The organism is Ligilactobacillus murinus, from assembly GCF_003288115.1.
Lineage (GTDB): Bacteria > Bacillota > Bacilli > Lactobacillales > Lactobacillaceae > Ligilactobacillus > Ligilactobacillus murinus.
In genome coordinates, this window is sequence record NZ_CP023565.1 from 1,950,914 (window position 1) to 1,962,988 (window position 12,075).

General features: G+C 38.5%; 9 protein-coding genes and 1 pseudogene. 9 read left to right on the plus strand and 1 reads right to left on the minus strand.

The features are described 5' to 3' along the window. The first annotated feature begins 16 nt into the window (after positions 1-16). The 4 genes and pseudogenes from CPS94_RS09520 (at position 17) to CPS94_RS11660 (ending at position 3,657) form a co-directional block, all read left to right on the plus strand. Positions 17-1,975, plus strand: a complete 1,959-nt coding sequence (locus CPS94_RS09520) for a PTS fructose transporter subunit IIABC (protein ID WP_112194019.1) — start codon at positions 17-19, stop codon at positions 1,973-1,975. A 148-nt stretch (positions 1,976-2,123) separates the two neighbouring features. After that, a pseudogene (locus tag CPS94_RS09525) lies at positions 2,124-2,288 on the plus strand (IS30 family transposase); the annotation flags it as partial. 35 nt (positions 2,289-2,323) lie between these two features. Continuing rightward, positions 2,324-2,785 (plus strand): sulfatase-like hydrolase/transferase, encoded by a 462-nt coding sequence (locus CPS94_RS11655; protein WP_238145348.1) that lies wholly within the window; start codon positions 2,324-2,326, stop codon positions 2,783-2,785. 38 nt (positions 2,786-2,823) lie between these two features. Continuing rightward, positions 2,824-3,657 carry a sulfatase-like hydrolase/transferase gene (locus tag CPS94_RS11660; protein ID WP_238145414.1) on the plus strand — a complete coding sequence of 278 codons (834 nt, stop codon included), beginning with the start codon at positions 2,824-2,826 and terminating at the stop codon, positions 3,655-3,657. A gap of 57 nt (positions 3,658-3,714) precedes the next feature. Here CPS94_RS11660 and CPS94_RS09535 read toward each other — a convergent pair whose 3' ends face one another. Then, positions 3,715-5,106: an amino acid permease gene (locus CPS94_RS09535; protein ID WP_112194021.1), complete on the minus strand. Its 1,392-nt coding sequence runs from the start codon at positions 5,104-5,106 to the stop codon at positions 3,715-3,717. 329 nt (positions 5,107-5,435) lie between these two features. On the opposite strand from CPS94_RS09535, the gene CPS94_RS09540 reads away from it, so the two are divergent. Genes CPS94_RS09540 through CPS94_RS09560 form a run of 5 tightly spaced genes read left to right on the plus strand, consistent with a single transcriptional unit; the run spans position 5,436 to position 11,926 of the window. Further along, positions 5,436-7,175, plus strand: a complete 1,740-nt coding sequence (locus tag CPS94_RS09540) for a glycosyltransferase family protein (protein WP_112194024.1) — start codon at positions 5,436-5,438, stop codon at positions 7,173-7,175. Then, positions 7,160-7,348, plus strand: coding sequence for a hypothetical protein (locus CPS94_RS09545; RefSeq protein ID WP_112194026.1), 189 nt, complete (start codon positions 7,160-7,162; stop codon positions 7,346-7,348). Before CPS94_RS09540 ends, CPS94_RS09545 begins: the two co-directional genes overlap by 16 nt. After that, positions 7,345-9,279, plus strand: a complete 1,935-nt coding sequence (locus CPS94_RS09550) for a YfhO family protein (RefSeq protein ID WP_238145415.1) — start codon at positions 7,345-7,347, stop codon at positions 9,277-9,279. The genes CPS94_RS09545 and CPS94_RS09550 overlap by 4 nt, the downstream gene beginning before the upstream one ends. Beyond that, positions 9,279-10,211 carry a glycosyltransferase family 2 protein gene (locus tag CPS94_RS09555; RefSeq protein WP_112194030.1) on the plus strand — a complete coding sequence of 311 codons (933 nt, stop codon included), beginning with the start codon at positions 9,279-9,281 and terminating at the stop codon, positions 10,209-10,211. The genes CPS94_RS09550 and CPS94_RS09555 overlap by 1 nt, the downstream gene beginning before the upstream one ends. A gap of 32 nt (positions 10,212-10,243) precedes the next feature. Continuing rightward, a complete protein-coding gene (locus CPS94_RS09560; protein WP_112194032.1) occupies positions 10,244-11,926 on the plus strand; it encodes a hypothetical protein in 1,683 nt (560 codons plus the stop codon). The last annotated feature ends 149 nt before the right edge of the window (positions 11,927-12,075 follow it).

Consider the following 12,075-nt stretch of genomic DNA (forward strand, 5'->3'; position numbering starts at 1 on the left):
AAAGGAAGTGTAAGACATGGACATTCGTGACTTATTGATGACCGACCTTATGATCATGGATCTTAAGGCTACGACCAAAAATGAAGTTATCGATGAAATGGTGCATAACTTATTTGTTAAAGGCATCATTGACGACGAAGAATTATACAAAAAAGATATCTTAAAACGTGAAGCTGAAAGCTCAACTGGTATGGGTGAAGGGATCGCGATCCCACATGCTCACGATACAGCAGTTAAGAAACCAGCTGTAATGTTTGCGCGCAGTGTCAATGGGGTCGATTACCAATCAATGGACGGCCAACCAGCGCACTTATTCTTTATGATCGCAGCTCCAGAAGGTGGAGATAATACCCACTTACAAGCTTTAGCAGCTTTATCCCAAGTTTTGATGAACCCAGATGTAGTCAATGCTTTGAAAGCAGCTGACACACCACAAAAGGTCCAAGACATCTTTGCTAAAGCAGTTGCGCAAAAGGAAGCTGAAAATAAAGCGCAAGAAGAACGTGAAAAAGCAGCTGCTAACAAACCAGCTGATGATTCTCGTCCATACATCGTAGCTGTAACAGCTTGTCCAAACGGGATCGCGCATACTTACATGGCGGAAGAAAATTTGAAAAAACAAGCTGATAAGATGGGCGTTGACATCAAAGTTGAAACAAACGGTTCTGAAGGTATCAAGCACCGTTTGACAGCTGATGAGATCAAGCGCGCTAAGGGTGTTATCGTGGCTGCCGACAAGAAAGTCGAAATGGCACGTTTTGATGGCAAGAACTTGGTCAACAAACCAGTTACCGATGCGATCAAAGATCCTGAAAAATTGATCAATGAAGTTTTAGAAGATAAAGCACCAGTCTTTCATGCAAGTGCTAATGATGCAACTGAAGAAAGCGACTCGACCGGTTCTGTTTGGGGCGATATCTATAAACAATTGATGAACGGGATCTCCCACATGTTACCATTTGTTATCGGTGGTGGGATCTTGATGGCGGTCTCCTTTATCGTCGAACAATACATGGGTGGGGCTAAGTCACCAGCCTTCATCTTCTTGAACAATGCTGGTAATATGGCATTTGCTTTCATGGTTCCAGTTTTAGCTGCTTACATCGCTGAAGCTATCGGTGATCGTCCAGCCTTGATGCCAGGGTTTGTTGGTGGTTTCATGGCAACAGTTTACAGTGGTTCATTTGGCGGGGCGTACACCGCTAATGTGATGGCTGATGCTAAATCTGCAGCTGGCTTCTTAGGTGGGATCGCAGCTGGTTTTATCGCAGGTTACTTGATGGTCGGCCTAAAGAAACTTTGTGCTCACTTACCTAAGAGTGTCGAAGGTATGAAGCCAATGTTGATCTACCCAGTCTTGGGCTTGTTGTTCATCGCTTTGATCATGTACTTTATCATCAATCCGATCTTCTCAACGATCAACATCTGGATCACAAACTTCTTGAACCACTTAGGAACAGGTAACTTAGTCGTGCTTACCTTAGTCTTAGCTGGGATGATGGCGATCGATATGGGTGGTCCTTTCAACAAGGCTGCTTATGTCTTTGCTTCTGGTGCATTTGCTAACGATCCTAAATCTGTTGTAGCTGCGACCTTGATGGCGGCAGTTATGGTCGGCGGGATGATCCCACCATTTGCTACAGCGATCGCAACAGCTTTCTTCCCTAATAAATTCCCAGAACAAGAACGCCGTGCAGGTATCTCTAACTGGGTCTTAGGGTTCTCATTTATCACAGAAGGTGCGATCCCATTTGCTACAGCTGATCCAGGTCGTGTGATCCCATCGTGTGTCTTGGGTTCTGCGATCGGTGGGGCTTTAGTTGGGCTTTGGCATGTCTCCGTACCAGCGCCACACGGTGGTTTCTGGGTAACGCCATTAGCAACTAACCCACTTGGCTATATCGCATCCGTTGCGATCGGTTCGATCATTGCAGGTGTGGTCTTAGGTCTCTGGAAAAAAGAACATAAAGGTTAATTTGATTTAAAATAATGAATACGGCGTGAGCTCTGTGCTTGCGCCGTATTTTTTGTTTACGCAGTTTGTAAAATTAAGTTAGAAAAATAAAAAGCCATTTGTGATAGACTTTTGAGTATCGACAAACAAAAGTAAAGGAAAATCACAAATGACCTATAATCATTTTACCATAAGCGAACTGTCCTTCATACAAAATTTTTGGAATCAAGGTGTTAAAGCCTATATTGTAGCTAAAACCTTAAAACGTAGTGCTGAAACTATTTATCGAGTATTTCGTTTCTTAGATGCTGGATATTCGATCTCTGAATACTATATTTGAATCATCAAGATTCGTTGGTGCATATTTTCATGGAAAAAACTGGCAATGATCCAACGTTTTATAATCAACTTGCAGGTGCACAAAAAAATGGACCAGTATTACAATTTTTGAATAATCTGGATGTTCAAGTCATGGAAAGACCAGCTGATTATTCAGCTAAAAAAATGGCACAGATCAAAGAACGCTATATCAAACGGGCTAAACAGATCGATCAAACTCGCTTAAATACACTAGAAGATCAGATCGTGATCTTTGGTTTAAGTGAAAGTTTTGCTGACCCAACTCAAGTTCCCGGAATAAGTTTGCCGGCAGATCCGATCGCAAATGTTAGAAAGCTAAAGCAACAAACAACAGCAGGATATATGATCAGTTCGGGCTACGGCGGAGGAACTGCCAATATGGAATATATGGCTTTGACTGGTTTGAATTTAGCTAATTTCTCACCGACCTTACCGACTCCGTATACACAGCTAGTTCCTCAACAAAAATAGCTAACTATTTTCCAGAATCTGTAGCGATCCATCCTTATATTGGGGTTTATTATAGTCGGCCCGAGGTTTATGCTAAGTTTGGCTTTGATCGCTTTATGTATCTAGGGAGCAAATATTCGATCAAACATCAAAAAAAGATCGATCGAAGTCCATATCTTTCAGATGAAACCGCATTTGCTAATACTTTAGATCAGATAAAACAAGCTAAAAAGGGCCTATTTATCAATTTAGTGACAATGCAAAATCATTTCCCATACTATAATAATTATTATGATGGCTCCGAACGCTTCACGCCTACAGGATCAGCTGCCAAAGACGAAGGTGTCCAAAATATGGTCAAAGACTTTTCGATGGGACTTTACCATAGTGATCAAGTGATCCAAAAGTTTATCGAACAGATCGAACACATTAAAAAGCCGATCACTTTTGTCTTTTATGGTGATCATTTACCAGGGATCTACCCAACTGTAGATATGAAGCAAAATGGTCTAGCTTTGCATAAGACTGATTATTTTATCTATTCTAATGCTTATGCACGACAACATGGAGCTAAAAATCTAACTAAAGCGACGAAATTAGTTTCTCCGACTGCTTTTCCTGCGTTGGTTTCAGCTCAAGTCAATGCAAAAGTTTCTCCGTACTATGCGCTCTTGACAGATGTTTGGCAAAAATTACCGGTTTTGACACTTGATATCACTGAAAATACGATCAATAACTACAATACTAATATGCAGTTGCTCACACAAGATGGTGAAGCAGTGGCTAAAAATAACTTGACTAAAGAACAAAGACAGCTGTTAGAAGATTATAAACTCGTTCAGTATGATCTGACGGCTGGTGAACAATATTTAAAAGGTACCTTCATAAAATAAAGTACGCAAAAAAGCCAAAATTTCTTTCTTTTTAACTTAGAAATTTTGGCTTTTTATTTAAGCTTTAGTTTTCTTGTTTTTACTAAAGAAAATAGCCGTCAAGATGAGTAAAAAGACAGCTCCGACAGAGACTGATACGCGGGTATCTGGATTGATGAACATAAAGAGCATGATCACAACAAGCGAAATGATCGCAAAGTAATTTGAGAACGGATAAAGTGGCATCTTGAACGGATGATCCGTTAACTCATGAGTATTTTGGCGTCTAAAACGCAATTCTGAGATCAAGATCACAAACCATGGTACCATCCCGGGTAAGACACTAGAACTGTAAACAACAACGAATAGGTTAGCGGTATCTTTGTTCAAGGTAGTCAAAATAATATTCAAGATAAAACCTAGTAAGATCCCCCCTGAAATAGCTAAGATCGCAATGTTTGGAACCACGTGCTTAGATAACTTGCTGAAGATCTTAGGAGCTTCATGGTCGAGCGAAAGTTTAAAGAGCATGCGACTAGAACTGTAGATCCCAGAGTTAGCCCCTGACATCGCAGCTGTTAAGACCACAAAGTTGATGATCCCGGCAGCCCCAGCGATCCCGACTTTAGAGAAAGTCTCAACAAATGGAGAACCGATCGCAGCTAGTTGATCCCATGGGTAGATCGTTACGATCACAAAGATCGCTCCGATATAGAAGATCAAGATGCGCCAAACGATCGATTTAACGGCTGCGACGATCGCATGCTTAGGGTTAGCCGCTTCCCCGGCTGTGATCCCTAAAAGTTCGATCCCTTGATAGGAACCAACGATGATCGAAAGTGAGAACATGAAGCCTTTAAAGCCACCAGGGAAAAAGCCACCATGAGCCCATAAGTTAGATAGGCCTAAGGGTTGCCAGTTATTTCCAAAGCCAAGAAAGATCACGGCTAGCCCCATAATGATCATCAAGATGATCGTGACGACTTTGATCAAGGCAAAGTAGAACTCTAAAGTCCCGTAAGCTTTGGCCGAGGCTAGATTAGCCAAGGCTAGTGTGATCACGACAACTAACCCAGATATCCAATCAGGAAGATTAGGCCACCAGTAATTCAAATATTGAGTGACCGCAATGACTTCGCTGATCCCAACAACGATATATTGAAAGATGTTGCTCCACTTAGTTAAATAGCCTGCAAGTGGGTGGATATAATCGGTAGCGTAGTCAGCAAAAGAACCAGTCCCAGGTTTGATGTAGATCATTTCACCTAGAGCACGCATGACTGCATATAAGACGATCCCAACAAAGGCGTAAGCTAGTAAAACTGATGGACCAGTCCATTTGATAGTGGAAGTCGAACCCATAAATAACCCGACCCCGATCGTACCACCAAGGGCGATCATTTCCATCTGACCAGACGTGAGCGACCGATTTAAATGATTTTTTGGCTGCTCTTGTGAATCCTTACTCATAAAAAATCCCCATTTCTTTGTCCTATACAAAAAAGCTAACTAAAAAGCGGTATCGACGTAACATTTATTGTTAGGTGATATTGCTGATCAGTTAGCTTTAGTAATTGACATTTTATTATCTCAAATAGCCCCAACCAGCCTACATAGTAGTGGTTGAGGTGGTGGTTGCTGTAGTTTGTGTACTAATATCATAATTCATGGTAACAACCTCCGTGAGCTTTATAAGGTTAGAATACCATTAAAGCTTTGATCGTGCAAGATAAATTTTAAAGCAACTCATTTGATGGTATAATATCTAGGATAAATACTTAGATAATGGAGGAATTTTAGTGGATGAATCAACGCGTAAAAGACGCGATCTATGGATAAGAAAAATATTGGTCGTTGGATTATTTATCGGCTTAAGTATCTTATTTACTATTACTTTTTACATAAATGGGCGTCTAGGGATCGATTCAGATGGAAGTTTTCATTTTTCAAGGGTCGAAGAGATATATCGTAATCTAAAAGAGGGATCTTTCTTCACTTTTATTGCAACACATACGTTTCATAATAGTGGAGTCGGTTCATTCCTATTTTATCCAAGTGTCTTTATTTATCCATGGGCTACATTAAGATTTATTTTTGATCCACTTCGAGCATTTTATGTTTGGTATGGTCTAGTAATGTTTTTGACCATGGCCATAGCCTACTATGTAATGTTTAAATTTTCACAACGTAGGATCCGGGCGATTATTTTTGCTATCTTTTATGCAATTTCAGCGTATCATTTATACCTAGGATTGAAAAATTATGTTATTGGAGAATTTATTGCATATACATTTGTTCCACTTGTAATGTATGGTTTTTATGAGGTGGTTTTTGGTGATGCTAAAAAGTGGCCGCTATTAAGTATGGGCGTTGCTTTATTGCTTTATAGTCACCTATTAAGTACAGTAATGGCAGTAGCTATTATGGCTGTGATCTTTATAATAAGCCTTATATGTGGAAGAATACCAGATAAAGCGAGATGGTCAGCTTTAGCTAAGAGTGTAGGCTTAGCTTTACTGTTGAGCGCTTGGATGATCTATCCATTTATTACAGATTATTTGAAGAGTGATTTGGGGACACCGTTGCCAGGGTTTAGTTTTCAATATACGATGCAAGAATTTTGGGCTGCTTCGCTGGAAAATAGTGCAACGAATCGTGGGATCGGGATCGCGTTACTAATTGCAGCGTTATTTGGGTGGTATTTTGTTAAAAGTGATCGCCGTGAACGGATCATATATGCGCTTGGTCTGACTTTTATAGTGCTTTCAACGAGTCTATTTCCTTACAGTGTACTGCAAAGAGTTGAGAGTTTATCATTTTTACAAGTGATCCAATTCCCATATCGTTTCAGTGTGTATTCTTCATTTTTCTTGGCCATTGTACTGTCGTTGATGGTGACACGATTATTTGACAATAAAAAGAAATATCAGCGCATAGTTACTTTATTAGGAGTAGTGAGTGTGGCTAGCTTACTCTATTTTAACTCGGTAACTTTAATGATAGATCGGATAAGTGATCCTGATCCTAACGTGATGTTACGTGAAACAGACGATAGATTTGCGACCGTCCCACAAGGTGCTGTTTTGGATCACGCAAATTACAAATTGTTGTTTGACTACTTAGTTTTATATGGCGAAACAGATTACTACCCCAAACGATCATTTGCAAATAACTACATCACTACTAATCCTGCTGCGCAAAGTATAATTTTGCATCATGTAAAAGTAGGTGAAAAAGTTATTGAAAAAACGCCAGTGGTCGCCCCAAATGAGATCACATATCAAGTTGCGCTCAAGAAAAAGGCAACTGTTGATCTACCAATTATCGTTTATCCGGGAACAAAGGTATATGTGAACGGTAAAAATGTTTCACATGAAACAAGTAAACGTGGAACGGTAATGTTAAAACTAAATCAGGGCACTTATAAAATAACGACAAGATATGAAATGAGTAAAATATACTACAGTATGTTATTTATAGCACTGTTGAGCTGGGGTGGCTTAGCGATAGTAGGGGTGAGAAAATGCTACACACATTAAAAAAAAGTAGAATATATTTGAGTATTTTTCTTTTAGCATTCGTCTTGTTAAATACGATTTTATTTATCACTGGCTTTGCGCCATTTGGAAATAAATCGCTAGCTATCATGGATGCATCGATCCAGTATCTTGACTTTTTTGCCTACTGGAAAGATGTCTTGTTGGGGCGATAAATTGCTTATTTTCTTTTGGATGGTTAGTTTTAGAATTATGTTTAGCTGAAAATACCAGTTTGAAAAAAATTGGACGATCAAGCATGGTCTATGCTTGGGCAATGCTCAGCGGAATATTGCTCAGTGCAATTACCTTTTTGCCAACAGTGACGTCAATGGGCCAACAATCACGCTCAAGTTTAGATTGGTCATTGGTGACCAATACTTTTAGAGGCAACATGTTATCAGTTGTCCTGGGTTATACCTTAGGCGCTGGAAGTTCACCGACCAAAGTTTCGCTTTTTTGTGGAAGTTTAGTTCTGGTGGGGGCGGTAGCACTCTTTTTTAGCAAGAGCTTTAAAATCAAGGAAAAGCTAGTTTTAGGCATTTTCTTGGTCATCTCATTATTGATGTATTACTGGCAACCGCTGTTTATGGTATTTTCGCTCTTTAAAGATGCTACGAGTTACTGGTATCGTTATTCATATGTAGGCTCGTTATTTTTGATCTTTATGGCAAGTTTATTTTTTGGAAAATGGGCAAATACTTCGCAAAAAAGTTGGCGTCCGCTTATCAAAGCTACTATCATCATCTGCGGCTTAGCGGTCGTTGCGTGGTGTGTCTTACCTAAAGAGCCCAGAATACGTTGGGGACAAAGCGGTATTTTTTTAGGAGCACTAGTCTTGGGCTTATGTTTGTTAACAAGTAGCAAACTACAACGTTATCAAAAATATATAGTGCTTGCGCTATGTTTAGTGGTCGGTAGTGAACTTAGTTATAACACATATCTGTTGACAAAAGATATGTTTAGTGAGGTCAGTAGCTACCAAAATTATGTCAAGCAACAACAAGCACAGATCGCTGCGTTAAAAGAATATGATCCTGCGCTCTATCGGATCAGTCAGACGAAAGCTAAAGGCGAAGATATTAACGTTAATATAACGGCCAACTATAATGAAGCTTATGGTTTTAACTATTGGTCACTAGCGTCATACATTTCAAGCCCAAGTGGGATGCAGTTGAAGACATTAGCGGATATGGGATATCGAACCGAGGGCGAGCGGATAAGTGTCGTTAACACATCGATCTTGCCGACAGATGCATTTTTAGGCGTGAAATATGTTCTTTCACCATATCCGATCAAGGGATTGGAAAAAGTATCATTGCCTAGTGCGGCTGGAAAAGATGTCTATCAAGATCCATATGCCTTGCCATTAGGATTTATAACTAAAGGAGTAGCCCAAGCGTCTCAAGGACAAGGGCCATTTGAATATCTAAATGAAGTTTATACTAAAGCGATGGCTGAGCCAGTAAAACTCTTTGAACCCCTGTCATATACGCAAGTAGTGACGCCTAAAGGGATCCGCTATGAATTTAAGCTCCCACAAGGTAATTATAGTGTGTATGGTTCGCTTCCTTGGAATTGGGGCGTTGATGGAACCAAATTAGATCTAAACGGTAAGCTTCAACAAGTGTATAGTACGTGGCTTTCACCAAGTGTATTTTATGTGCCAACTGCGGGTAGCCAAGGCTATGTTGAACTTCAGACAAATGATCTAAATGCGTTTCATGCACCACAATTATATTTGTTGAATTTAGATCAGTTAGATAAAGTAACGACTGAGATCAAGCAACAAAGTAATCATGTCAAGGCTAAGGTAGTGAATGGTAAGGCTAATTTTGTGGTAGAAAATGCTCAAGCTGATCACTACTTGCAGACGACGATCCCATATGATAGCGGGTGGAAAATAAAGCTAAATGGAAAAGAAGTTATGCCTAAATTGTTAGATGATACGCTAATGGCACTTCCCTTGGAAAAAGGAAGAAATAATATTACAATGGAATATCATGTAGTACACTTGAAATTGGGTGCTTTGTTAACCTTAATGGGCGTTATTTTGTTAAGTAGTACTTGGTATTTAACGAGAAAGGGTAGTCAAGGGAGAAAATAATGACAAAAAAATTATCGATCATTGTACCTTGTTATTTTGAAGAAGAATCAGTACCGCTATTTTATGAAGCGGTCGAAAAAATAAAGGGTAAATTAAAGAATATTGAATTAGAATACTGGTTTGTAAATGATGGTTCCACGGATAACACCTTAAATGAGATGCAAAAATTACAGGTCAAAGATCCAGAACATGTCCACTACGTTTCTTTTTCACGTAATTTTGGCAAGGAAGCAGCCTTGTATTGTGGTTTGCGTGAAGCTACTGGCGATTACGTGACCGTGATGGATGTTGACCTTCAAGATCCACCAGATATGTTACCGCAGATGCTTGAGATCTTAGAAACTACCGACTATGATTGTGTCGGAACGCGCCGTGTCGATCGTTCCGGTGAACCACCGATCCGTTCATTTTTTGCACGAATGTTTTATAAATTGATCAATAAGATCTCTGATACTGAGATCGTTGATGGGGCGCGGGATTTTCGTTTGATGACACGGCAAATGGTCGATGCGATCCTTGAAATGAGTGAGTATAATCGTTTTTCAAAAGGGATCTTTAGCTGGGTCGGTTTTAAAACGAAATATTTAAACTATGAAAATCAAGAGCGTGTCGCTGGAGAAACTAGCTGGAATTTCTGGAGCTTATTTAAATATTCGATCGATGGGATCGTGAATTTTTCACAATTTCCATTGGATATTGCTGCTTTTATCGGCTTTATCTCTTCAGTTATCTCAGGGCTAGGGATCTTATTTATCATTGCCCGTTACCTACTTCACGGGGATCCAACTAGTGGCTGGGCATCAACGATCTGTATCATGCTGTTTATTGGCGGGATCCAACTGTTTTGTTTGGGGATCGTGGGTAAGTACATTGGTAAGATCTTTACTGAGGTCAAAAATCGACCTGTTTATATCATCAAAGAGAAAAAATGATAGTGATTTATATGTGTAAGGGAGTTAATAGAATGCAAAAAATATTGAAAAAATGTGATAGTATAGTAATCGTAGTACTATTGCTATTGCTTAGTGTGATATTTGTATTTCCACTATATGCACAACATCAACTTTATTTTGGAGATGATTTGGTCTATCATATCAATCGAATAAGGGAATTAGCTGACAATATATCGCATAGAAATTATTTTCCACAGCTATACACATATAATTACAGGGAAACTGGCTTTTTATTGGGATCGTTTTATCCACAGATCACATTGTATCCTTTTGTTATTGCAAGTCTTATTTTGCATAGTACGGTAAATGGTATTTATGTGGGCTTTGCTTTTTATAGTTTTCTGTCGATGTTTTTTATGTATTTAGTAGTTAATAAGATTTGTCATCAAAAAGATGTAGCACTTATTAGTGCGATCATATATGGTTTTTGTACCTATCGTACTGTCGATGCCTTTGTTCGCTTTGCCTTAGGTGAATATTTAGCAATGGTGTTTATACCACTAGCCTTATATGGTTTGTATGCCATTATGTTTGGAAATAAAAAAGATTGGCCTTATTTGGGAATAGGTCTATCATTTATCCTACTATCTCATGTACTAAGCACTCTTTTATGTGTTGTGATCATGGCTATCTTATTTTTTGTTGGTTTTTACTGGATGTCAGATAAAAAAGGACGACTTATTAGATGTTGCTATGCAGTAATTTTATTTATGGCTAGTTCTGCTATTTATCTAGTACCTTTTTTGCAACAACAGTTATACCAAGAATACGATCAACCTGCCCCGCTTGATTTAGTTGCAACAGCTTTTCCGTTGGATAAAATATTTCTTAATTCTTTATCAAATACCTTTGAAAGAACAGGGATATATAGTATTGGACTCATACTTTTGCTAGTAATGTTTTTTGGGTTTATCTATTTTAGTAAACTAAGTAAAGTTTCAAAAATTAGCTTAGTGATCGGTTCAGTTATTTTTGTTGTATCATCAAGTGTCTTTCCTTGGGGAATAATGATGCGTACGCCTATTAAGGTGATCCAATTTCCATTCAGACTGTCGGCGTTTTCTTCAGTGTTACTATCTTTTGTTGGTGGGGAGCTTTTTAGTAGAGTATTACCCAAAAAGAAGTTTGATCCTAGATTTTATAAAATAGCAACAGTTGGAGTGGCAACAGTAATAATGTTAGGAACTTGGTACTCAGGGGTCAAACAGTTTATAAGTTCCCCAGCTTCAACAACTGATGACAATTTCATTGATGGTAAGGTCTATGCAGGGGATAAAGAAAGAGTTTATTATTGGAATTTAGATCAATATAATCCTAAAAAAGCGGTCGAGCATCTCGATGATATCTTTTATCATCAAGCAACGGTCGCTGGGAAAAAAGTGAATTTACAAAAAATAAAATCAATTCCAGACGGTCTTATATATGAGGATAAAACCTTAAAAAATCAAAAAGTAGTTATTTTACCGATTGCTAATTATAAGAATCTTCACGTATATCAAGGGAAAAAGGAATTGCTATCTAGTGAGAGTAAGACTGGAATGATTGAAGTGAAAAATACAAATTCTGCTCCAATAACGGTAAGATATAGGAAGTCAATGGCGGATAAATTATCTATATTTGTAAGTTTAACTACATGGATAGTTCTATTGTTAGTAGTTATTATTAAGAATTTATCTAAAGTATTGAGAAAATGACGTTTTTGAAGAAAATTCAGTTTAAATTATAGATATTATTAGGCTATGGGTGAAAGATTTGTGTCGTGCTAGAATTGTATGTGATCTTTAAAAGATTAATAAATTAAAAAATAAGGACTGATAATTATCATTAATAAATTGAAAAATCT